Below are 21,627 nucleotides of genomic sequence, written 5' to 3' on the forward strand. Positions count from 1 at the left end.
AACAGGCAGCGGCCCGGACGGGTCACATTGTGGTGTGACGATTGACCTTTGCCCCCCGCGGGCCTTCCATGCAGCCCACACAACAGGAGATCACAGCCATGAAACTGCTTGCATCCGCCCTGCTGGCCACGCTGGCCGCCACCGCCCCCCTGCACGCGCAGGAGGCCATGGACCATTCCGCCCATGCCGGGATGGACCACTCCGCCCATGGCAACATGGCCGCATCGCTCGATGACAGCCCCGCCACCACCGCCTATCGCGAGGCGATGGACCGCATGCACGCAGACATGGATGTCCCCTATAGCAACGATGCCGACGTGGATTTCATGCGTGGCATGATCCCGCATCACCAGGGCGCCATCGACATGGCGCGCATCGTGCTGGAGCACGGCACCGACCCCGAGGTCCGCGCCCTGGCCGAGGAGGTCATCGCCACCCAGCAGGCCGAGATCGACATGATGGAGGCCTGGCTGGCCGAACGCGACGGCTGACCCCTGCCCATCCGACGGGTTGACGCCGCCCGCCCGACCTGCGGTAGATCCCGGCGGTATCGGAACGCGGACGGGGATCATGACGGATAGCAGGTTGGGTTGGGCGGTTCCGCTGATGCGGGTCGGTTATGCGGGCAAGGGGCTGGTCTATCTGGCGGTCGCGGGCGTGTCGCTGCGCTCGATCTGGCGGGGCGGAGAGGCGCAGGACACGTCATCCGCCTTTGGCTGGCTGAACGCCACGCCCTGGGGTGCGGTGGTGCTGTTCGTGATCTTGGCCGGGATGGTCGCCTATGCGGTCTGGCGGGTCCTGGACGCGGCCTTCGATCTGGAGGATTACGGCAGTGCTGCCAAGGGCATCGTCGCGCGCCTTGGCATGCTGGTGACGGGGGCGATCCATCTGGGCATCGCGGTCGTGGTGTTCCCGCTGCTGTTCCGGTGGGGCGATGCGGGCGAGGGTGAGGGCATCGCCGATTACGTGGGCACGGTCATGGCCTGGCCCGGCGGGCGCTGGATCATCGGGGCTGTGGCGCTGCTGATCATCGGCGCGGGGTTGCATTACGCGCGCCAGGGCTGGACCGGGGCCTATCGCGACGATCTGCGCGCCAACCATTTCACGACGCGCTGGAACCCGGTCCTCAAGGCCGGGCTGATCGCGCATGGTGCGGTGGTGGGCGTCGTCGGCCTGCTGTTCCTGTTCGCGAGCTGGCGCGCCGACCCAGAGGAGGCCGGCGGCACCGGTGACGCGTTCTCATGGCTGTCGGAACAGATCTATGGCCAGATCCTGGTCACCGGCATCTGCCTGGGCCTGCTGGGCTTTGCGCTGTTCTGCTTTGTGAACGCGGCCTATCGCATCGTGCCCAAGGTCTCGGGGCCCGATGTCCGCAGTCTTGCGTCCAGCCTGACGGGCGGCCGCCTCTGACGGGACGGCGGGTCCGGCCCCGCCGCCCCGAACCATCAGAACCGCAGGACGGCCGTGGCCGCGATGCTGCGGCCCGGTTCGCGCTGGCCCACCACCTCGGAAAAATCGCCGCCATAGCTGGCGCGATCGACATAGGCGCGGTCGAACAGGTTGGTGACCTCGGCGCGCAGGGTCAGGTTGTCATAGGCTGCGGGTTCGTATTCCGCATAGACATCCACCACCGTATAGCCCGGCCAGTCGCTGTCGGTATCGCTGGCGCCGGTCCGCTCGCGGATCGCGTGCTGCACGACGCCACCCAGGCTGAGCCCCGCCATGACCTCGTGGCGCGCCTCCAGCGTCAGCATCGCGCCGGGGATCGTGCCCAGCTCGCGCACGTCAAAGCTGGAGGCGCCGCGCCCGTCCAGCGTCACGTCCGTATCGCTGTAACGCAGCGCCGCAAACCCGCCTGCCCAGTCCTGGCGGGCCGACAGGCGGAACCCCTCGCTCTCCAGGGTGCGGGCGGTCAGGCCCTTGCGGACATTGCCGATCCGGGTGCGAAAGACCTCGGCGCCCAGGGTGGTGCCGCCCTGGCTCCACTCCACGCCCAGCACGCGGTTCTGTCCCCGCGTCGCGCCAAGTGCGTCATAGGCGTCGGGCGCCGAGAAATCGTCCAGCTCATAGACCGAGGCCAGCTGCGTGCCGCCGAACACGCTGGAGGCGCCCGCATTCACCCGCAGCGCATCGGTGACATTCCAGGTCAGCGCGCCGTTGACGCTACCGCCTTCGGTATCGACCGACTGCCCCGCCACCCCGGTAAAGCGGCTCTGGTCATAGCGCAGGCCGGCGGTGTAATCGACGGTTCCGTGGCTGCCGCGGGCCTGGGCAAAGACGCCGGTATTGGTGCGATCCTCGCGGAAGGCCAGTGCCGCGCCGCGGAACTGGCCCGCATAGCGGCCCCGGCTGCGGGCGTTGTCCAGGCCCACGACCAGCTCAGCCTCGCCCAGCTGAAAGCGGTTCTGCACGACCACGCTGACGGTATCGGCGCGGCCGGTGTTGAAATCGGGCGTGGCATTGTCGGGCGTGGCCAGATCGAACGTGTCCAGCGCGCTCTCGCTCTGGGCGATGCGGATCTCGGGGTCCAGCAGGCCATCTGTGGCGGTGCGGCGCAGCGTCAGGGTGCGCGTCTGCTGATCCAGCACATAGCGGCGCGATTCGGGCGTGGGCCGCCCGCCGATCACCCCGCCCAGATTGGCGCGATAGGGCCGCAGGGCCTCGTCCTTGAAGCCCAGGACGCCCAGCTCGGCCCGCCAGTCACCCATCTGCGCGCCCAGCTTCAGCGCATGGCTGCTCATGTCGGCGCCGGTGCGCGGCACGGTGTTCCCGTCGCCATCCTTGTACGCGTCGCCCGTGGCGCGGCGGCCATAGGCCAGCGCATCCACTGGCCCCTGCCGCCCATAGAGGGTCACCGCGCCGGTCGCCGTGTCGCCATTGCTGGCCAGCCCCGTGGACACTTGGCCGCCGAAGTCGCGCCCCGGCTCCAGCAGGTCCAGCGCCGATTTCGTCTCATAGGCCAGGCTGCCGGCCAGCGCGGCAAAGCCCGCATCGGCAGGCGCCACGCCCGCATCGACGCGCGCGGCCTTGAGCAGGCCGGGGTCGATGATGTTGGTGCCGGTGTGGTGGAACATGCGGTTGTTCTGGGGCGCGCCATCCACGCTGACGGCCAGCTGCTGTTCGTCGATGCCGTTGACGAAGACGCGCTCGGCGATGGCGATGCCACCGCCGACGGTGACGCTCGGCTCGGCGCGGAACACATCCTCCAGCGTGCCGGTGCGGGCATCGTCGATCTGCGCCTGCGACGTGGTGATCCGGCCCGGTGCGTCCGCCTCCGAGGTCAGGACGATCGGGTCCAGCAGAACCGGTTGGGCCAGCAGGGATACGGGATACAGCGCAGTGCCAAGCAGCAGCGCCGCCAGCGAGGGTTTCGACATCACAGAACTCCATTATCGACCAATGGGCTTGCGATGGCGCGGGGTGGGCGCGGTGGCTGGCTGTGGCGTCGTGCTACACAAAGATCACGGCGATGTTAAGCGGGATTTTGCCGCCCGCCGGGGCGCTTGTCGCCACCCTGCCGTCGCGGAACCGTCACCCGGCTGTCGCCCAACTGTCGCGGACGCGGTCTAGGACCGTCCCGCAAGGAGCCGTCATGCCGCACCTCATCGCGCGGGGAATCCGCAAATCATTCGACCGCAGCGTCGTTCTGGACGATATCGACCTGGACCTGCCGCAGGACGCGTTCCTGGCGCTGCTGGGCCCGTCGGGCTGCGGCAAGACCACGCTGCTGCGCCTGATCGCCGGGCTGGAGACCTGCGACGCGGGCCAGCTGCTGTTCGACGACCGGGTGATCCTGTCGCCCGACCGGTTCGTCCCCCCCGAGGACCGCCAGCTGGGCATGGTGTTTCAGTCCTATGCCCTGTGGCCCAGCATGAGCGTGCGCGGCAATGTCGAATTCGCGCTGAAGGCGCGGCGCGTCCCCGGCCCCGAACGCCGCGACCGCGTCGCCCGGATGCTGGAGGCGGTCGGCCTGACCGCCCATGCTGACCGGCTGCCGCAGGACCTGTCGGGCGGTCAGCGCCAGCGGGTCGCCCTGGCGCGGTCGCTGGTGCTGCGCCCGCGCATCCTGCTGCTGGACGAGCCGCTGGCCAATCTGGACGCCCATCTGCGCCAGCAGATGCTGGTCGAATTCCGCCGCCTGCATGCCGAAACCGGCGCCACCTTCATCCTGGTGACCCACGACCAGGATGAGGCAATGGCCGTGGCCAGCCATATCGCCGTGATGGAGGCCGGGCGCATCCGCCAGATCGGCACCCCCGAGGCGCTGTATCGCCGCCCCGCCACGCCGATGGTCGCCCGCTTTATCGGGCATGGCGCCACGATCCCGGTGCAGGTCACCGCCCGGCATGGCGACCGCTGCGACGTGGTGCTGGGCGGCGCGACGCTCAATTTGCCCGGGCGGGCCGATCCGGGCGCGGGCTGGCTGTGCCTGCACCCCGAGGATCTGCGTCCCGCGACCGGCGCGGGCCATTTCGACGCCCAGGTCATCGCCCAGAGCTTTCGCAACGGCCGCCACGCCACGCTGGTGCTGCCGCGCATCGCGGGGGTGGACACGCTGTCGCTGCCGATGGATGCCCCCGCGCCCGCGCACACGCCCCTGCGGATCGAGATCACCGGCGGGTGGGTCATCGACCGCGACGCGGGCGGCGCGGCGGTCCATCCGCTGAGCGGGGCGCGCATCCATGCCTGAGCTGCGCGCCGTATCCGGGGTGGGCTGCAAGGGCCCGGCCTGCTTTCTGCTGCGGATGGCCGGGCGCACCTTGCTGCTGGATCTGGGGCGCGGGCCGGATGCGGGGCGCATGCCCGACATCGCGGACCTGCCGCCGATCGACGCGATCCTGTTCAGCCATGCGCACGCCGATCACACCGGGGGGCTGGCCCTGTGGCAGGCCCTGGGCCGCCCGCCGCTTTTTGCCACCGCCCCGACCATCGCGCTGGCGGGCCTGAGCGGTGCGGGCCCGCTGGAGGGCTGCGCGGATATCCTGGGCCTGCCGCTGATGATGGGGGCCGCGGGCCATGCGCCTGGCGCGGTCTGGATGCGCATCGGCGGGGCCGAGGGGCTGCTCTATTCCGGGGATGTCGGGACCGAGGGCGGGATGTTCCGCACAGACCCCCTGCCCCGCGCTGCGGCGCTGGTGCTGGACGCCTCCTACGGGATGGCGGTCGAGGGGTTGCCCGACCAGATCGACGCCATCGCCGCGCTGGCGGGTTCGGGGCCGATGCTGCTGCCCGCCCCCGCAGGCGGACGCGGGCTGGAGATGGCCGCCACCCTGCTGGCCCGCGGCCATGACGTCGCGATCTGCGCCGATCACCGCCGCGTGGCGCGGGTCCTGGAGGGTCACCCGGAATGGCTGACGCCGCAGGGTCGCCGGGGGCTGGCGTTGCTGGGGCAGGCGCGCGATCTGCTGCCCGACAGCCCGCCCGAGGGGGTGATGATCGCCGCCGGGCCGAATGCCGAACGCGGCACCGCGCAGGCGCTGGCCCAACGCATGGCGGGGCGCCCCGGGCGGATCGTGTTCACCGGGCATGTGGCCGACGACACCCCCGCCCAGGGTCTGATCGGCCAGGGGTTGGCCCAATTCCGGCGCTGGAACGTGCACCCGCCCTTTCCGCTGGCCGATGCGATGGTCGCGGCGGTCGGGCCGCGCACCATGCTGGCGGCCTTTTGCGACGCGCCGACGCTGCGCGCGCTGCGGGCGGGCACGGGCTGGCCTTTGGCCCCCGGCACGGAGATGGACTGGTGAGCCTGTTCGATCACCCCCGCTTTCACCTGCTGCGCCATGGGCAGACCGCCCATAATGCCGCCGACCTGATCGCGGGGGCGACCGACGCGCCACTGGACACGACCGGGCTGGCGCAAGCGCGGGCCATGGCGCGGGCGCTGGCCGATCTGCCGCTGCGCCGCCTCCACGCGTCCCCCCTGCGCCGGGCCTGGGCCACGGCCGGGGCGCTGGCCGCCGACCGTCCCGGCTTGGCGATCATCCCCGCCCCCGACCTGGCCGAACGCCATTGGGGCATCGGGGAGGGAGCGCCGCGTGCCGTCCTGGACCGCGAGGCCACCCCCTTGGGCGGCGAAAGCCCCGCGGCCTTTCACACCCGTATCCTGCGCGGCTGCGCGGCCATTCCCGCCCCCGACGGCCCCGAGAACCCGCCCCTGATCGTCGCGCATTCCGGCACCGTGCGGGTGCTGTGCGCGGCCCTGGGCGTCGACTTCCGACGCCCCACGAATTGCGCGCTGATCACGTTTTACCGTGACCGGCGCGGATGCTGGCAGGCCGATCCGCCCCGGATCGCCGCCGATTTCCCCACCCAGCCCATGAGGTTCCCATGACCCGCCTGCTGATGATCTCGACCGCGCTGACCGGCCTTGCCCTGTCCGCCCAGGCCCAGACCCTGACCGTCTATACCTCTCAGCCGCAGGAGCAGATGACCGAGGTGATCGCCGCCTTCGCCGAGGCCCATCCCGAGATCGAGGTCGCGCTGTTCCGCTCGGGCACGACCGAGGTGATGGCCAAGCTGCAGGCCGAATTCGCCGCCGGGGGCAGCCCCGCCGACGTGCTGCTGATCGCCGATGCGGTCGCCATGACCCAGCTGAAGCAGGACGACCGCCTGATGGCCTATCCGGACGCCGCCGTGGACGGGATCGACCCGGCCCTGCTGGACGCCGACATGACCTTCTTTCCGACCAAGCTGATCACCACCGGCATCGTCTACAACACCGATCTGGTCGACACGCCCCCGACCGCATGGGCGGACCTGGCCGCGCCGGACGTGGCGGCGCAGACGATCATGCCCTCGCCGCTCTATTCCGGCGCGGCGGCGATCCATGTGGGCACGATGATCCAGCAGCCCGGCTTTGACTGGCCCTGGTTCGAGACGCTGGCCGATAACGGCGCCGTCGCGGGCCAAGGCAACGGCACCGTGCTGGAGGCCGTCGCGCGGGGCGAAAAGGCCTATGGCGTGCTGGTCGAATACATGGCGCTGAACGCCAAGGCCCAAGGCTCGCCGGTCGATTTCGTCTTTCCCGCCGAAGGCGTGACGGCGGTGACGCAGCCGGTGGCGATCCTGGCGGGCACGGATGCGGCCGATGCGGCGCGCGCCTTTGTCGACTGGCAGCTGGGTCAGGCGGCGCAGGAACAGTCGGTCGCCCAGGGCTATTTCCCGCTGCGCGCCGGAATGGCCGGACCCGAGGGCTATCCCGACCCCGCCGGCCTGACCCTGATCGAGGCCGACAACGCCCGCCTGCTGTCGGATGGCGACACGGTCAAGCAGACGTTCGCCGACCTTTATGGCGGCTGAACTGCACCTGTTCGGCGACCGCAGGACCGGCAGCGCAGAGCGCGCGCTGGCGGTTCTGCTGTGCCTCTATCTGGCCGCGATCACCGTCTGGCCGCTTGGGCAGCTGCTGGTCGCGGCCTTCCGGCCGAGCGATGATGGCGCGGCCCTGGGCGTCATGCGCGACACGCTGTCGGCGCGGGCCACGGGGCGGGCGTTTCGCAACACGCTGGTGCTGTCGCTGATCTCGGTCGGGGTGTCGGTGGTGCTGGGCGGCGCGCTGGCACTGGCGGTGGGGCTGCTGCGCATGCGGTGTCGTGCGGCGCTGTCCTTTCTGATCCTGATGCCGCTGGTCATCCCGTCCCAGACCCTGGCCCTGTCCTGGATCGAGCTGATGGGCGCCAACTCTCCGATCCTGGGGCCCCTGGGCCTGGCGCCGCCGCCGGGCCGGGGCAATCCGCTCTATTCGCCCTTGGGCATCGCGCTGGTCATGGGGATCGAGCATATGCCGCTGGTCTTCATCGCGATCCGCGCGGCGCTGAAATCGGTGCCCGCCGACCTGATCGAGGCCGCCCGCCTGGCCGCCATTCCGCCCCGGCTGGTGCTGACGAGGGTGATCCTGCCGCTGACCTATCCATCGGTGCTGGCGGGCGGGCTGCTGGCCTTCACCGCAGCGGTGGGCAATTTCGGCATTCCCGCGCTGCTGGGCATTCCGGGCCGGGTGCCGATGCTGACCACGCTGATCTATCAGCGGCTGAACAGCTTTGGTCCCTCGGCGGCGGGACAGGTGGCGGTGCTGGCGCTGATCCTGACGCTGATGGCGGTCGCGGCGCTGGCGCTGCGCGCGGTCCTGCTGCGCCACCTGCGCCTGCGGGTCGAGGCCGGGCGCCCCCATACCCCCACCCGCAACGCGCCTGCCTGGGCGCAGGCGCTGATCTGGGCCGTGGTCCTGGCCATCGCGATCCTGCCGCTGGCGGCCCTGGTCCTGACCTCGCTGACCCCGGCGATCGGGGTGCCGTTCTCGCTCCGGGTGGCCAGCCTGGACCAGTATCACCGCGTGCTGGCCAACCCGGCCGTGCTGCGCGGCTTTTCCAACTCGCTGATCCTGTCGCTGGCGGCGGCGCTGATCTGCGCGCTGATCGCGCTGCCGCTGGCGTATCTGGTCGCCCGCCGCCCCAGCCCGGCGATCGCGCTGGCCGACCTGTTGGCCGAGGCGCCTTGGGTCGTGCCGGGGACTGTCGTGGCACTGGCGATGATCCTGGCCTTTCTGCCGCCCCTGCCGCTGATCGGGGTGTCGCTTTATGGCAGCATGGCGATCATCCTGATCGCCTATCTGGCGCGGTTCTTGCCGCTGATCCTGCGGCCCGTGGTCGCCACGGCGCGGGGCGGCGACCCGATGCAGGATCAGGCGGCGCGCATCGCGGGCATCGGACTGGCCGGGCGCATCGCGCATGTCTTTGCGCCCTCGGTCCGGGCGGCGACGCTGGCGGGGGCGATCCTGATCGTGATGTCGGCCATGAACGAGCTGACGCTGTCGGCGCTGCTGTGGTCGTCGGGGCACGAGACGATCGGCGTGATGGTCTTTTCCCTGCAATACGAGGGCAGCTCGACCGCGGCGGCGGCGGTGTCGGTCCTGTCGACGGCCCTGCTGCTGGCGCTGTGTGCGCTGGCCGAACTGGCCCTTGGGCCGCGCGCGGCGCAGGCCCTGCCCTGGCGGGGCTGATCGCATTTGTCTGCGGCCTGCCCCGACCAATCAGTCAATTCGATGCCGCAGCGCGCCCGGACGACCCGGAAAAATCGCCGAAGCCCAAGGTATTTTGCGACTATAGGCAATTCAAAACAATTGCTTGTGGGACGTTCCCCGAATTGCGGCAAGGTGTGACATCCTGTCTGTCACCCTGATGACAATATTGTTAACCTCGCCGCAGAACATCATGGGAGGATCGCATGTTCCATCGTATCGCTGCCGCCGCCTCGGCGGTCGCCCTGACCGGTCTGGTGGCCACCGCGCCGCAGGCCCGCGCGCAGGAGTTCATCAACGTGCTGACCGGGGGCACCTCGGGGGTCTATTACCCGCTTGGCGTGGCCCTGTCCGAGATCTATGCGGCGGGCATCGACGGCGCGCGCACTCAGGTCCAGGCCACCAAGGCCTCGGTCGAGAACCTGAACCTGCTGGCCCAAGGCCGCGGAGAGATCGCCTTTGCCCTGGGCGACAGCGTCCAGATGGCCTGGGACGGCAACGAGGAGGCAGGCTTTGCCCGCCCGCTGACCGAATTGCGCGCCATTGCCGCGATCTATCCGAACTATATCCAGATCGTGGCCGACGCCTCGGCCGGGGCCACCACGCTGGAGGATCTGCGCGGCAAGACCCTGTCGGTCGGCGCGCCCGCCTCGGGGACGGAACTGAACGCCCGCGCCATCTTCGAGGCGGCGGGCATGAGCTATGACGACCTGTCCCGCGTGGAATACCTGCCCTATGCGGAATCGGCCGAGCTGATCAAGAACCGCCAGCTGCAGGCGACGCTGCAATCGTCGGGGCTGGGCGTGGCCTTCATCCAGGATCTGTCGGCGACCCATGACATCACCATCGTCGCCATTCCCGAAGAGGTCGTGACCGCCATCGGCGCGCCCTTCGCCCCCGCGACCATCCCCGCCGGCACCTATTCGGGCATCGACGAGGACATCCCCACCGCGGCGGTCGGCAACATGCTGATCACCCATGAGGGCGTCAGCGAGGAGACCGCCTATCTGATGACCAAGCTGATGTTTGACAATCTGGACCGGATGCAAAGCGCCCATGGCGCTGCCGCCGCGATCACCCCGGACACCGCGCTGGAGGGCCTGCCCATCCCGCTGCATCCCGGCGCCGAGCGCTATTATCGCGAAATCGGCCTGATCGAGTGATCGCCCGGCCCGCGCGCGCGCCGCGCGGGCCCCACCCCCCGGAGAGCGCCATGTCCGTCACCCCCACCAAAGCCGGCGGGCCTGTCCGGCCCCGCCTGGACCCCCTTCCCCCCACCGAACCCGAGATCCACGAGGGCCTGCCCCCCGGTTGGGGCGCGGGTCTGGCGGGCCGCCTGGCCTTCTGGCTGGCCGTGGCCTTTTCGCTGTTCCAGCTGTGGGCGGCGGCCTATGGCACCCTGCCCAGCCAGATCGTGCGGGCCATGCATGTGGCCTTTCTGCTGCTGCTGGGCTTTGGCCTGGTCGGCAACCTGGTGGCAAAGACCCGCGGGGGTCAGCTGTTCTTCTGGGGGCTTGGGGTGCTGGGGTTCTGCACCGGCCTCTATCAGTGGATGGAATACAACGACCTGATCCGGCGCACGGGGTTCCTGAACCAGGCCGACCTGATCATGGGCACCGTCCTGATCGTGCTGGTCTTCGATGGCGCGCGCCGCCTGATGGGCTGGCCGCTGGCGGTGATCGCCGGGGTCTTTCTGGCCTATTGCTTTCTGGGCCAGCACCTGCCCGCGCCCTTCATCCATCGCGGCTATGATTTCGACCAGATCGTCGAGCATTTCGCCTTCGGGACCGAGGGCATCTATGGCAGCCCGATCTATGTCAGCAGCGCCTATATCTTCATCTTCGTGGTCTTTGCGGCGTTTCTGGAACGCGCGGGGATGCTGAACCTGTTCAACGACTTTGCGCTTGGCATGGTCGGCGCGCGGCGTGGCGGGCCTGCGCAGGTGGCGGTGCTGTCATCGGCGCTGATGGGCACGATCTCGGGGTCGGGGGTGGCCAATGTCGTGGCCTCGGGCCAGTTCACCATCCCAATGATGAAGAAATCGGGCTTCAAGCCCGCCTTTGCCGGGGGGGTCGAGGCGACGGCATCCATGGGCGGACAGATCATGCCGCCGGTCATGGGCGCCGTGGCTTTCATCATGGCCGAGACGCTGAACGTCCCCTATGCCGCCGTGGTCCAGGCGGCGATCGTCCCGGCGGTGCTGTATTTCGGCGTCGTCTTCTGGATGGTCTGGCTGCAATCGGGCCGCGACGACCTCAAGGGGCTGGCGAAATCCAGCCTGCCCAACCCCTGGCACGCGGTGCGCGACCAGTGGCCGCTGGTCCTGCCGCTGGCGGCGCTGGTCTATCTGCTGTTCGCGGGCTACACGCCCATCTTTGCGGGCACGATGGGGCTGGCGCTGGTCACCGTGCTGATCCTGGGCGCGCCCCTGGCCGCGATGATCGGGCCCTTTGTGTTCCGCATGGTGTTCTGGATCGCGCTTGGCCTTGCGGCGGCCAGCTTTCTGCGGTTCGGCGTCGATCTGCTGATGATCGTGATCGTGGGCCTGATCCTGGCCTGCGCGGCGTTCAAGGGCACGCGCCCCACCATCGGCATCATCCGCGACGCGCTGGCCCAGGGGGCGAGGAACGCCCTGCCCGTCGGCATGGCCTGCGCCATCGTGGGCATCGTCATCGGCACGCTGACGCTGACGGGCATCGCGTCCACCTTCATCGGCGCGATCATCGCCATCGGGCAGAACAACCTGTTCCTGTCGCTGGTGCTGACCATGCTGACCTGCCTGGTGCTGGGCATGGGCATCCCCACGATCCCGAACTACATCATCACCTCATCCTTGGCTGGGCCTGCCCTGCTGGAGCTGGGCGTGCCGCTGCTGGTCAGCCACATGTTCGTGTTCTATTTCGGCATCATGGCCGACCTGACCCCGCCCGTGGCGCTGGCCTGCTTTGCGGCGGCACCGATCGCCAAGACCTCGGGGCTCAGGATCTCGATGCAGGCGATCCGGCTGGCGGCGGCGGGGTTCATCATCCCGTTCATGGCGGTCTATACGCCCTCGCTGATGCTGCAGGACGGCGGCCCCATCGCCGCGGCCTGGGGATACCCGGTCGAGGTCGTCTATGTCCTGCTCAAGACCGTTCTGGGCGTCGGCATGGGCGGCATCGCGGTCGTGGGCTATCTGTGGGACCGCACCACGCTGGCGGAACGCGGGCTGGCCCTGGCGGCGGCGGTGTCGCTGATCCTGGCGATGCCCTGGACCGATCAGGCGGGCTTTGCCCTGGCCGCCGTGTTCCTGGTCGTCCACTGGCTGCGCACCCGCCGCGCGCGGGTGGCCGCGTGATCTGCCTCAGCGCCGGGGCCTTTGCCCTGGCGCTGGCCGCACCCGATTTCACGCTGGAATGGCGTCATTCCGTCACCCGGACCCTGTGGTGGGAACGCTGGCAGGCAGGTGCCCAGGGCATCGCCCCGGTCGCGGCACGCGTGACAGGCCCCGGCGCGGGGATGGAGCCGCCGCCCGACGCCGTCTGGCGCGACGGCGCCTGGCATTTCACCCCCCGCCTCGCGCCCCAGCCCCAGGTCGTGCTGGCCACCTCTGGCACCACGGGGGGCGGCTGGACGCTGTGCGTGCAGGGCGCCTGCCATTCCCTGCCGGAGGATCAGGGCCCCATCGTCATCCGCACCGCCCCCGACTGTCATGCGACCCTTCCGTGACGGTGCCGGGCGCGCCGCTTGACACCCGCCGCCCGATCCGGTGACACGGGTCCCACATCCGCACGCGAGGCCCCGATGACCGACCGCCCTTATCCGACCCTGGCCCAGGCCACCCGCATCTGGGCGCGCATCGGCCTGCTCAGCTTTGGCGGCCCCGCGGGCCAGATCGCCCTGATGCACCGCATCTTGGTCGAGGAGCAGAAATGGCTGGGCGAGCGCCGCTTTCTGCACGCCCTGAACTATTGCATGCTGCTGCCCGGCCCCGAGGCGATGCAGCTGGCCGTCTATATCGGCTGGCTGATGCACCGCACCCTGGGCGGCATCATCGCGGGGCTGCTGTTCGTGGCCCCCGGCGTGGTGGCGATCATGGGCCTGTCCTGGATCTATGCGATCTGGGGCAACACCGGCGCGCTGGAGGGGCTGTTCTTCGGCCTCAAGGCGGCCGTGCTGGCCATCGTGCTGCAGGCGGTCATCCGCATCGGGTCGCGCGCGCTGAAGAACGGCGCGATGATCGGAATCGCGGCGGCGTCCTTTGTGGCGATCTTTGCCTTTGGAGTGCCCTTCCCGGTGATCATCCTGGCGGCTGCGGCCCTGGGCTATCTGGGCGCACGGGCCGGATGGGCGGCCTTCGGGGCGGGCGGCGGCCATGGCAAGATGGGCGGCACCCCGGTGGAGGATGCCGACACCCTGCTGGGCACGGGCACGCCCGATCACACGCGGGTCAGCGCCGCGTGGGCAGTGCGGGTGTCGGCGGTGATCCTGGGGCTGTGGCTGGTGCCCGTCGGGGCGCTGTTCGTGGTGCTGGGGCCGCAGAACGTGTTCTCGCAGATTGCCGGGTTCTTCAGCGTCATGGCGGTGGTGACCTTTGGCGGCGCCTATGCGGTGCTGGCCTATGTCGCGCAGGAGGCGGTCCAGAACTTTGGCTGGTTGGCACCGGGAGAGATGCTGGACGGTCTGGGCATGGCCGAAACCACGCCGGGGCCGCTGATCATGGTCACGCAATTCGTGGGCTTCATGGGCGCGCTGCGCGATGCGGGGGGCCTGCCGCCGCTGCTGGCCGCGACCCTGGGGGGGCTGCTGACCACCTGGGTCACGTTCCTGCCCTGCTTTCTGTGGATCTTTCTGGGCGCGCCCTTCATCGAGCGGCTGCGCGGGAACCAGGCGCTTGGGGCGGCGCTGACGGCGGTGACGGCGGCGGTGGTGGGGGTGATCCTGAACCTGGCGCTGTGGTTCGCGCTGCATGTGCTGTTCGGCCAGCTGCGGCGCGTGACCGCGATGGGGCTGGACCTGGAACTGCCGGTCTGGAGCACGCTGGACCTTGCCGCCCTGGTGCTGGTGGCGGGCGCGATTATCGGGGTCTTTACGCTGAGGCTGGGCGCGGTCACGGTGCTGGCCGCCTGCGCGCTGGCCGGGCTGGGCCTGCGGCTGGCGGGGGTGGCGTAATCAGCCGTGCCGCGTCTCCAGCGCGGCCTTGATCACCAGCGCCACGACCGCGATCAGGGTCAGGGTCGATGCGGCGGCGAATGCCCCCACCGCGTTCAGGTCGTTGAACAACAGCTCCACATGCAACGGCAGCGTGTTCGTCTGGCCCCGGATGTTGCCCGACACGACCGAGACGCCGCCGAACTCACCCACCGCCCGCGCCGTGCACAGCACCGCCCCGTAGAGCAGCGCAAAGCGGATATTGGGCAGGGTCACCCGCCGGAACACCTGCCAGCCCGACGCACCCAGGGTGACGGCGGCCTCCTCCTGCTCAGTGCCTTGGGCCTGCATCAGGGGCAGCACCTCGCGCGCCACGAACGGTGCGGTCACGAACATCGTCACCAGCACGATGCCGGGCAGCGCGAACATCACCTGCAGGTCGACCTCGCGCAGCCACGGCCCCAGCAGGCCCTGACGGCCATAGAGCAGCAGATAGCAGATGCCCGCGATGATCGGAGAGATGGAAAACGGGATCTCGATCATGGTGACCAGCAGGCCGCGCCCCGGAAAGCGGTGCTTGGCCACCGCCCATGCGGCGGCGATCCCAAAGGCGATGTTCAGCGGCACCACGATCACCGCGACGATGCAGGTCAGCCAGATGGCATGCAGCATCGCGGGGTCCATGATGTTGGCGGCATAGACCTGCCACCCCGCCGAAAACGCACGCGCAAAGATATAGACCAGCGGCGCCACCACGATCAGCAGCGTCAGCACGACGGCCAGCGCGATAAGCGCGCGGCCCGAACGGGCGGGGGGCCTCATGCGGTGGCCCTCCGGTGCCGCGCGGCCCAGGATTGCAGGATGTTCGACACGATCAGCAGCACCAGCGCAAAGCCCAGCAGGACCAGCGCGATGGCGGCAGCGCCGTTATAGTCGAACTCTTCCAGCCGGATATAGGCCAGAAGGGCCGCGATCTCGGTCTGGCCGGGCAGGTTGCCGGCGATGAAGACGATCGCCCCGAACTCGCCCAAGGACCGCGCAAAGGCGGTGGTGCAGCCGGCCAGCCAGGCGGGCAGGATGGCCGGGAAGACCACGCGGGTGAAGACCTGCCAGGGCGTCGCGCCCAGGGTTTCGGCCGCCTGTTCCAGCGCGGGGTCCAGATCCTCCAGCACTGGCTGGACCGTGCGCACCACAAAGGGGATCGAGGTGAAGGCCATCGCCAGCGCAATCCCCCAGATGGTATAGACGACCGGGATGCCCGCCGGATGCAGCACCTGTCCGAACCAGCCATTCGCGGAGAACAGCGCCGTCAGCGACAGCCCCGCCACCGCCGTGGGCAGCGCAAACGGCACGTCCATCATCGCGTCCAGCAGGCGTTTTCCGGGAAAATCATGCCGCACCAGCACCCAGGCCATCAGCAGGCCATAGACCGCGTTGAAGGCGGTGGCGATGGCCGCCGCCGTCAGCGTGATGCGGAACGCCGCCACCGCCCGGTCGCTGCTGACGATGGTCCAGAACCGCGCCGGGCCGATCTCGGCCCCCTTCAGGATCAGCGCGGCGATGGGGATCAGCACGATCAGCACCATGTACAGCAGCGTCGTCCCCAGGCTGAGGGTAAAGCCCGGCAGGACGCGCTTGGCGCGGAACGGGGCGGCGGCGGCGGTCATTGGTTGACGAAGACCTGATCCAGGATGCCGCCCTCGGCCAGGTGCTCCTCGCTGACCGCAGCCCATCCTCCGAAGACGTCATCGACGGTCACCAGTTCGACCGGGGCCTGCGCGTCGGCGAATTCGGCGGCGACCGCCTCGTCGGTGACGCGATAGTGCCGCTCGGCCAGCATCCGCTGTGCATCAGCGGTATAAAGCCAGTTCAGATAGGTTTCCGCGATCTCGGTCGTGCCGTTATCCTCGGCATTCTCGGCCACGACGGCGACCGGAAAGGCAGCGAACAGGCTGATCGACGGGGTCACACGCTGGAACCCCTGGGCCTCGTATTCGGCGGCAATCTGGCCGGTCTCGGCCTCGAAGGTCACCAGCACGTCGCCGATGCCGCGTTCCGCGAAGGTCTGGGTCGCGGCGCGCCCGCCCGTGTCGAACACCGGCACGCTGGCAAAGATGCTGCGCACGAAATCCTGCGCGGCGGTCTGATCGCCGTCATTCTGCGCCAGCGCATAGGCATAGGCGGCCAGATAGGTATAGCGCGCATTGCCGCTGGTCTTGGGGTTCGGGAACACGGGCGCCACATCCTCGCGCGCCAGATCGTCCCAGTCTTGGATGCCCTTGGGATTGCCCTCGCGCACCAGAAACGCCGGCAGCGAATAGAAGGGCGATGCCCCGTTCGGGAAGGCGTCGCGCCAGTCCTCGGGCAACAGACCGCCCTGCGCCAGCACGTCGATATCGGTCTCCTGGTTGAAGGTCACCACATCGGCGGGCAGCCCCTCCAAGATCGCGCGGGCCTGGCGCGACGATCCGCCATGCGACATGTCGATGGTCAGCGTGCGCCCGGTATCGGCCTCATATTGCGCGGCAAAGGCGGGGTTCAGCGCCTCGAACAGCTCGCGCGCGATGTCATAGCTGACATTCAGCAGGCGGTCCTGCGCAAGCGCCGGGCCGGACAGGACAAGGGCCAGCGCGGTGGCCAGAACGGGCAGTTTCATCGGGCGATTTCCTTATGACGGGGCAGGATGGTGGGGGCTGTGGTGTCGATGCGGGGGCTGGGAAAGATCGCGCCCGCCTCGATCCGCAGAGTGACGGGGGCGCCCTGCGCCAGGGCGGGGGCGTCGCGGCGGGGCATCTGGATCTCGGCCTCGGTGCCGCTGTCGTGGCGGGCGGTCAGGCGCAGATCGGCGCCGGTGCTGACGCGGCTGGTGATCTGCCACGGCCCGCCCGCATCGGGAACGGCGCGCAGATCGGCGGGGCGGACAAAGACCTGCGCCGGACCATCAGGCAGCGCGCGGCGCGGCAGGGCGGTCAGGTCCAGCCCCGCCCCCTGCGCCCGACCCGCCGCCAGTATCACCGGCAATTCGACCGTGGCCCCCATGAATCGCGCGACAAAGGGCGTGGCCGGATGGTCGTGGATCTGGTCGGCATCGCCGATCTGGGCGATGCGGCCGTCGCCCATCACCACGACGCGGTCGGCCAGCTCGAACGCCTCCTCCTGGTCGTGGGTGACAAAGATGGTGGTCGACCCGGTCGCCTCGTGCACGCTGCGCAGCCAGCGGCGCAGGTCGCGCCGGATGGCCGCGTCCAGCGCGCCAAAGGGCTCATCCAACAGCAGCACGCGCGGCTGGATCGCCAGCGCCCGGCCCAAGGCCACGCGCTGCCGCTGGCCGCCCGACAGCTGCGCGGGATAGCGGTCGGCCAGATGGTCGATCTGCAGGAACGCCATCAGCTCGTCCACGGTGGCGGCGATCCGCGCCTTGGCGGGGCGCGCCGCGCGCGGCAGGACCGTCAGGCCGAAGGCGATGTTGTCGCGCACCCGCATATGCGGAAACAGGGCATAATTCTGGAACACGAAGCCGATGCGCCGGTCGCGCGCGGCCAGCTGCAGCCAGTCCTGCCCCTCGACCCGCAGCTGCCCGGCATCGGGCCATTCCAGCCCCGCGATGATCTTGAGCAGCGTCGTCTTGCCCGACCCCGACGGGCCCAGCAGGGCCAGCAATTCGCCTGCCTCGACCGACAGGTCGATGCCCCGCAGAACCTCGGTGCGGTCGAACCGCTTGGTCATCCCGGCAATCGTGATCGACATGATGCGCCCCTTTGCTGTCGCTCAGCTAGGACGGGTCCGCCGCCCTGGCAAGGGACGGTCCCGCGCCCCGGCCCGCAGCCGCGCGGCGGACATTCCGCACCACAGCGCGCCTGCGAAACCGCGACCTTGCCTGGGGCGGGCATCGGCAAATATCCTCCCGGCGCGCCTGCCCGAAGGCGCCCGATCGTTCTTTTCCACGCGACCGCGCCAGGGCCCACGCCAATAGTTTACTATTTTAGTTGCCGATCGCCCAACAGAGTGCTACGCGCCGCCGGGTCACGCTTTTCCAATGGCTTTCATACCGGGCGACCCTCTCATGCATCTGCGTCTCATCATCACCACCCTGGCGGGGCTGGCGGCGGCCGCCCCGGCTCTGGCCGAACCGACCCAATATCCGCTGGTGCTGGAGAATTGCGGCACCACCGTCACCATCGACAGCGCCCCGCAGAACGCCGTGGCCCTGGGCCAGAACAGCGCCGAGATCCTGCTGATGCTGGGCCTGCAGGACCGGATGGCGGCATCGGCGTTCTGGCCCACCAAAGTCCTGCCCGAGCTGGAGGAGGCCAATGCCGGGGTCGAGATCCTGACCGTCGAGCAGCCCACCCTGGAAGGCATCCTGGCACGAGAGCCCGATTTCGTCGCGGCCCAGCTGCCGCTGCTGCTGGGCGAGGACAGCAAGGTCGCCAAGCGCGCCGATTTCGAGGATCTGGACATCCCCAGCTATCTGTCGCCCGGCATCTGCAACACCCGCGACGACGCAGGCGACATCTATGGCAGCCGCGACCAGCTGTGGAACATGGACCCGCTGTACCAGGAGATCGACGAGCTGTCGCGCATCTTTGACGTGGCCGACCGGGGTCAGGCGCTGATCGCCGATTTCCGCCAGCGCGAGGCCGATCTGCTCGCCCGGTTCGAGCAGGGTGACAGCACGTTCCTGTTCTGGTTCTCCAGCCCGTCGGAGGGCGAGGACGCCTATCTGGGCGGCAAGAACGGCGCCTCGGGCTTCATCGCGGACCTGCTGGGCGCGCGGAACGCCATCACCACCGAGGCCGAATGGCCGACCGTGGGATGGGAGGGGATCATCTCCGCTGATCCGACCTATATCGTCGCGGCCTCGCTGGACCGTGACCGCTGGACGCTGGACCGGGCCGAGGCCAAGATCGCCTTTCTGACCACCGACCCCTCGGTCAGCCAGATGGCCGCGGTGCAGGAGGGGCGCATCCTGACCATGAACGGCGCGGCGATGAACCCGACCATCCGCACCCTCTATGGCGCCGAGGAACTGGCCGACCAGCTGCAGGCGATGCGGGCCGAATGACCGCCCGCGCGATGCCCGGACGGGGGGGCTTCGCGGCCCTCCTGGCGATCTCGGCCATGGCGCTGACCCTGGCCGTGGCGCTGGCCGTCAGCATCGGAGAGATGCGCATCCCCCTGTCCACGGTGGCCCTGTCGCTGACCAACCACCTGGGCTGGACCGACGCCCCCATCAGCCGCATCCAGGACAGCGTGATCTGGGACCTGCGGCTCAGCCGGGCGCTGGTCGCGGCGCTGTGCGGGGCGGGGCTGGCGATCTGCGGGGCAATCCTGCAATCGCTGCTGCGCAACACCCTGGCCGAGCCCTATGTGCTGGGCGTCTCGGCAGGCGCATCGACCGGCGCGGTGGCGGTGATCATCCTGGGCGTGGGCGCGGGGGCCGTGTCGCTTTCGGCGGGGGCCTTTGCCGGCGCGCTGGCGGCCTTTGCCTTTGTGGCGCTTCTGTCGGATGGCGGGCGCGGCGGGCCGGACCGGACCATCCTGGCGGGGGTCGCTGCGGCCCAGCTGTTCAACGCGCTGACCGCCTATGTCGTGACCACATCGGGCAATGCGCAGCAGGCGCGCGACGTGATGTTCTGGCTGCTGGGCAGCTTTGGCGGCGTGCGCTGGCCGGAATTCCAGCTGCTGGCGGCGGTCATTGTGATCGGGCTGGCGGTCTGCATCTGGTATGCGCATGCGCTGGACGCCTTCACCTTTGGCGATGATGCGGCGGCGTCGATGGGCATTCCGGTGGCGCGCGTGCGCATCGTGCTGTTCGTGACGACGGCGCTGATCACCGCGACCATCGTCAGCATGGTGGGCTCGATCGGCTTTGTCGGGCTTGTGGTGCCGCATGCGGTGCGCTTTCTGATCGGGCCGGGGCATATGCGGCTGCTGCCCGCCTGCGCGGTCGTGGGCGCGGTGTTCATGGTGCTGGCCGATATCGTGTCGCGCAGCGTGATGACCCAGCAGACCCTGCCCATCGGCATCGTGACCGCCTTGGTAGGCGTGCCGTGCTTTTCGCTGATCCTCTATCGCGCCCGGAGACCCGCATGAGCATCGCCGCCACCAATCTGGGCTGGAGCGTCGGGCGCCGCACCATCCTGAACGACGTGTCGGTCACGGTGGCCCCCGGCACGATCCTGGGCCTTCTGGGGCCGAACGGGTCGGGCAAATCGTCCTTGCTGCGCCTGCTGGCGGGGCTGCGCCGTCCCGACCGGGGGCGGGTGACGCTGGACGGGCAGGACATCGCGGGCATGCGGCGGCGCGATCTGGCCCGCCGCGTCGCCTTGGTCCAGCAACACGCCGCGACCGAGATGAACGTTACCGTCCAGGATGTCGTGATGCTGGGCCGCACGCCCCATCGCGCGCCGCTGTCGGGCTGTTCGGCGGCGGATCTGGCGGCGGTGGACACCGCCCTGGCCCAAGTCGGCATGACCGAGCGGCGCGATCAGGGCTGGCAGAGCCTGTCAGGCGGCGAACGCCAGCGCGTCCAGATCGCCCGCGCCCTGGCCCAGGAACCCCGGGAACTGTTCCTGGACGAACCCACCAACCACCTGGACATCTAGCATCAGCTGGAGCTGCTGCACCTGATCGCGCGGCTTGGCCTGACCAGCATCGTGGCGCTGCACGACCTGAACCACGCCGCGCAGTTCTGCGACCGGCTGCTGGTGCTGGAGGGCGGGCGCGTCGTCGCCGAGGGCACCCCGGATCAGGTCCTGACCGCCGACCTGCTGGCAGATGTGTTCCGCGTGCGCTGCGATTTCCACCGGACCGGGGATGGGCGCCGCCACATCCTGTTCCGCTAGGCCACCCCGCAGATCTGGCCGATCGCGGCCCGCATAGCGCGCCGGCACGGCAACAATTCCGCAGCCAAGGTGTCGTGGTCGGCGCGATGCTGCCCGGTGCGGTCCCGCCCCGGGACGATAGCTGACGGCGGGAACCACCGCGCGGCCCGTCAGCGCCGCCGCCCGCGCGACGGGATAGAGGGCGTTCACGCCCCGCGTCGGGTCCAAGCAGTGGCCCGGCGGGCCGGTCAGCGGGACCTCAAGCGTCTCCTTGCCCTTTGGGCGCGCGGACAGGGCCATGTCGGACGGCGCTCCGACGATGCAGGCCAGGGGCTGCGCGATCAATGCGGGCAGGCGCGCAATCAGGTTCGGGACACCCTGGCACCCGATCTGGACGTCGCGGGACATGGCCCGATGATCACCCGCAGGTTCCAGCGCCCATCCGGGCGTGGGAATGCGGTGCAGCGTGACGCCGGGGCGGTCCAGATGCGTGCAGATCGCGTCGGTGATGGCCGCGTTGGGCGTGCCGGGCAGCGAAGGGACGGCGACAAGATCGGCCAGGATTGCGGGCAGGGTATGGGGCAGGGTCACGGTGCGGCTCCTCGTTGCGGCCATTCTGCCGGGGGCGGGGCGCAGATGCTGCCGAAAGCCGGG

The 21,627-nt window shown here is 69.7% G+C and carries 20 protein-coding genes; 14 read left to right on the top strand and 6 right to left on the bottom strand.

The window, feature by feature from the left end; genetic code table 11:
• The first annotated feature begins 98 nt into the window (after positions 1–98).
• The gene (gene copM / locus ABS73_RS14755) at positions 99–491 is read left to right on the top strand and encodes a CopM family metallochaperone (RefSeq protein ID WP_338118597.1); all 393 of its coding nucleotides are present in this window, start codon (positions 99–101) and stop codon (positions 489–491) included.
• A 115-nt stretch (positions 492–606) separates the two neighbouring features.
• A complete protein-coding gene (locus tag ABS73_RS14760; RefSeq protein WP_277021918.1) occupies positions 607–1,410 on the top strand; it encodes a DUF1206 domain-containing protein in 804 nt (267 codons plus the stop codon).
• A 35-nt stretch (positions 1,411–1,445) separates the two neighbouring features.
• Here the strand turns inward: ABS73_RS14760 and ABS73_RS14765 are convergent, their stop codons facing one another.
• A complete protein-coding gene (locus tag ABS73_RS14765) occupies positions 1,446–3,377 on the bottom strand; it encodes a TonB-dependent receptor domain-containing protein (protein ID WP_277021921.1) in 1,932 nt (643 codons plus the stop codon).
• 215 nt (positions 3,378–3,592) lie between these two features.
• Between ABS73_RS14765 and ABS73_RS14770 the strand changes: the two genes are divergently transcribed.
• The 9 genes from ABS73_RS14770 to chrA all read left to right on the top strand — a co-directional run bounded on the left by ABS73_RS14770 (position 3,593) and on the right by chrA (position 14,167).
• Positions 3,593–4,690 (top strand): ABC transporter ATP-binding protein, encoded by a 1,098-nt coding sequence (locus ABS73_RS14770; RefSeq protein WP_277021925.1) that lies wholly within the window; start codon positions 3,593–3,595, stop codon positions 4,688–4,690.
• The gene (locus ABS73_RS14775; protein WP_277021927.1) at positions 4,683–5,744 is read left to right on the top strand and encodes an MBL fold metallo-hydrolase; all 1,062 of its coding nucleotides are present in this window, start codon (positions 4,683–4,685) and stop codon (positions 5,742–5,744) included. Before ABS73_RS14770 ends, ABS73_RS14775 begins: the two co-directional genes overlap by 8 nt.
• Complete coding sequence (locus ABS73_RS14780; RefSeq protein WP_277021929.1) at positions 5,741–6,331, top strand: histidine phosphatase family protein; 591 nt, start codon at positions 5,741–5,743, stop codon at positions 6,329–6,331. The genes ABS73_RS14775 and ABS73_RS14780 overlap by 4 nt, the downstream gene beginning before the upstream one ends.
• Complete coding sequence (locus ABS73_RS14785) at positions 6,328–7,299, top strand: ABC transporter substrate-binding protein (protein WP_277021932.1); 972 nt, start codon at positions 6,328–6,330, stop codon at positions 7,297–7,299. Before ABS73_RS14780 ends, ABS73_RS14785 begins: the two co-directional genes overlap by 4 nt.
• Positions 7,289–8,998 carry an ABC transporter permease gene (locus tag ABS73_RS14790; protein ID WP_277021934.1) on the top strand — a complete coding sequence of 570 codons (1,710 nt, stop codon included), beginning with the start codon at positions 7,289–7,291 and terminating at the stop codon, positions 8,996–8,998. Before ABS73_RS14785 ends, ABS73_RS14790 begins: the two co-directional genes overlap by 11 nt.
• A 224-nt stretch (positions 8,999–9,222) precedes the next feature.
• The gene (locus tag ABS73_RS14795) at positions 9,223–10,179 is read left to right on the top strand and encodes a TAXI family TRAP transporter solute-binding subunit (RefSeq protein WP_136856415.1); all 957 of its coding nucleotides are present in this window, start codon (positions 9,223–9,225) and stop codon (positions 10,177–10,179) included.
• Positions 10,180–10,229: 50 nt separating this feature from the next.
• On the top strand, positions 10,230–12,353 hold the full coding sequence (locus ABS73_RS14800; protein ID WP_277021938.1) for a TRAP transporter permease: 2,124 nt from the start codon (positions 10,230–10,232) through the stop codon (positions 12,351–12,353).
• Positions 12,350–12,724, top strand: coding sequence for a DUF1850 domain-containing protein (locus ABS73_RS14805; RefSeq protein ID WP_277021941.1), 375 nt, complete (start codon positions 12,350–12,352; stop codon positions 12,722–12,724). The genes ABS73_RS14800 and ABS73_RS14805 overlap by 4 nt, the downstream gene beginning before the upstream one ends.
• 75 nt (positions 12,725–12,799) lie before the next feature.
• Positions 12,800–14,167, top strand: a complete 1,368-nt coding sequence (gene chrA / locus ABS73_RS14810; RefSeq protein ID WP_277021944.1) for a chromate efflux transporter — start codon at positions 12,800–12,802, stop codon at positions 14,165–14,167.
• Here chrA and cysW read toward each other — a convergent pair whose 3' ends face one another.
• The 4 genes from cysW to ABS73_RS14830 are packed head-to-tail and all read right to left on the bottom strand — an operon-like array spanning position 14,168 to position 17,893.
• On the bottom strand, positions 14,168–14,968 hold the full coding sequence (cysW, locus tag ABS73_RS14815) for a sulfate ABC transporter permease subunit CysW (RefSeq protein WP_277021947.1): 801 nt from the start codon (positions 14,966–14,968) through the stop codon (positions 14,168–14,170).
• Positions 14,965–15,813 (bottom strand): sulfate ABC transporter permease subunit CysT, encoded by an 849-nt coding sequence (cysT, locus tag ABS73_RS14820; RefSeq protein ID WP_136856410.1) that lies wholly within the window; start codon positions 15,811–15,813, stop codon positions 14,965–14,967. Before cysT ends, cysW begins: the two co-directional genes overlap by 4 nt.
• The gene (locus tag ABS73_RS14825) at positions 15,810–16,802 is read right to left on the bottom strand and encodes a sulfate ABC transporter substrate-binding protein (protein WP_277021950.1); all 993 of its coding nucleotides are present in this window, start codon (positions 16,800–16,802) and stop codon (positions 15,810–15,812) included. Before ABS73_RS14825 ends, cysT begins: the two co-directional genes overlap by 4 nt.
• Positions 16,799–17,893, bottom strand: a complete 1,095-nt coding sequence (locus ABS73_RS14830) for a sulfate/molybdate ABC transporter ATP-binding protein (protein ID WP_277021953.1) — start codon at positions 17,891–17,893, stop codon at positions 16,799–16,801. Before ABS73_RS14830 ends, ABS73_RS14825 begins: the two co-directional genes overlap by 4 nt.
• Positions 17,894–18,209: 316 nt before the next feature.
• Here ABS73_RS14830 and ABS73_RS14835 point away from each other — a divergent pair, with 316 nt between their 5' ends.
• The 3 genes from ABS73_RS14835 to ABS73_RS14845 are packed head-to-tail and all read left to right on the top strand — an operon-like array spanning position 18,210 to position 20,754.
• The gene (locus ABS73_RS14835) at positions 18,210–19,211 is read left to right on the top strand and encodes an ABC transporter substrate-binding protein (protein ID WP_277021956.1); all 1,002 of its coding nucleotides are present in this window, start codon (positions 18,210–18,212) and stop codon (positions 19,209–19,211) included.
• A complete protein-coding gene (locus ABS73_RS14840) occupies positions 19,208–20,242 on the top strand; it encodes a FecCD family ABC transporter permease (protein WP_277021959.1) in 1,035 nt (344 codons plus the stop codon). The genes ABS73_RS14835 and ABS73_RS14840 overlap by 4 nt, the downstream gene beginning before the upstream one ends.
• Complete coding sequence (locus tag ABS73_RS14845; protein ID WP_338118598.1) at positions 20,239–20,754, top strand: ABC transporter ATP-binding protein; 516 nt, start codon at positions 20,239–20,241, stop codon at positions 20,752–20,754. Before ABS73_RS14840 ends, ABS73_RS14845 begins: the two co-directional genes overlap by 4 nt.
• Here the strand turns inward: ABS73_RS14845 and ABS73_RS16825 are convergent.
• On the bottom strand, positions 20,656–21,564 hold the full coding sequence (locus tag ABS73_RS16825; RefSeq protein ID WP_338118599.1) for a hypothetical protein: 909 nt from the start codon (positions 21,562–21,564) through the stop codon (positions 20,656–20,658). The genes ABS73_RS14845 and ABS73_RS16825 overlap by 99 nt on opposite strands.
• Between the last annotated feature and the right edge of the window lie 63 nt (positions 21,565–21,627).

It is taken from the genome of Paracoccus sp. SCN 68-21 (genome assembly GCF_001724535.1).
GTDB lineage: Bacteria > Pseudomonadota > Alphaproteobacteria > Rhodobacterales > Rhodobacteraceae > Paracoccus > Paracoccus hibiscisoli.

Excerpts from the sequence above, each read along its gene's own strand:
- copM (WP_338118597.1), top strand. The coding sequence starts at position 99 with ATGAAACTGCTTGCATCCGCCCTGCTGGCCACGCTGGCCGCCACCGCC.
- ABS73_RS14760 (WP_277021918.1), top strand. The coding sequence starts at position 607 with ATGCGGGTCGGTTATGCGGGCAAGGGGCTGGTCTATCTGGCGGTCGCG.
- ABS73_RS14765 (WP_277021921.1), bottom strand. The coding sequence starts at position 3,377 with ATGTCGAAACCCTCGCTGGCGGCGCTGCTGCTTGGCACTGCGCTGTAT.
- ABS73_RS14770 (WP_277021925.1), top strand. The coding sequence starts at position 3,593 with ATGCCGCACCTCATCGCGCGGGGAATCCGCAAATCATTCGACCGCAGC.
- ABS73_RS14775 (WP_277021927.1), top strand. The coding sequence starts at position 4,683 with ATGCCTGAGCTGCGCGCCGTATCCGGGGTGGGCTGCAAGGGCCCGGCC.
- ABS73_RS14785 (WP_277021932.1), top strand. The coding sequence starts at position 6,328 with ATGACCCGCCTGCTGATGATCTCGACCGCGCTGACCGGCCTTGCCCTG.
- ABS73_RS14790 (WP_277021934.1), top strand. The coding sequence starts at position 7,289 with ATGGCGGCTGAACTGCACCTGTTCGGCGACCGCAGGACCGGCAGCGCA.
- ABS73_RS14795 (WP_136856415.1), top strand. The coding sequence starts at position 9,223 with ATGTTCCATCGTATCGCTGCCGCCGCCTCGGCGGTCGCCCTGACCGGT.
- ABS73_RS14800 (WP_277021938.1), top strand. The coding sequence starts at position 10,230 with ATGTCCGTCACCCCCACCAAAGCCGGCGGGCCTGTCCGGCCCCGCCTG.
- chrA (WP_277021944.1), top strand. The coding sequence starts at position 12,800 with ATGACCGACCGCCCTTATCCGACCCTGGCCCAGGCCACCCGCATCTGG.
- cysW (WP_277021947.1), bottom strand. The coding sequence starts at position 14,968 with ATGAGGCCCCCCGCCCGTTCGGGCCGCGCGCTTATCGCGCTGGCCGTC.
- cysT (WP_136856410.1), bottom strand. The coding sequence starts at position 15,813 with ATGACCGCCGCCGCCGCCCCGTTCCGCGCCAAGCGCGTCCTGCCGGGC.
- ABS73_RS14825 (WP_277021950.1), bottom strand. The coding sequence starts at position 16,802 with ATGAAACTGCCCGTTCTGGCCACCGCGCTGGCCCTTGTCCTGTCCGGC.
- ABS73_RS14830 (WP_277021953.1), bottom strand. The coding sequence starts at position 17,893 with ATGTCGATCACGATTGCCGGGATGACCAAGCGGTTCGACCGCACCGAG.
- ABS73_RS14835 (WP_277021956.1), top strand. The coding sequence starts at position 18,210 with ATGCATCTGCGTCTCATCATCACCACCCTGGCGGGGCTGGCGGCGGCC.
- ABS73_RS14840 (WP_277021959.1), top strand. The coding sequence starts at position 19,208 with ATGACCGCCCGCGCGATGCCCGGACGGGGGGGCTTCGCGGCCCTCCTG.
- ABS73_RS14845 (WP_338118598.1), top strand. The coding sequence starts at position 20,239 with ATGAGCATCGCCGCCACCAATCTGGGCTGGAGCGTCGGGCGCCGCACC.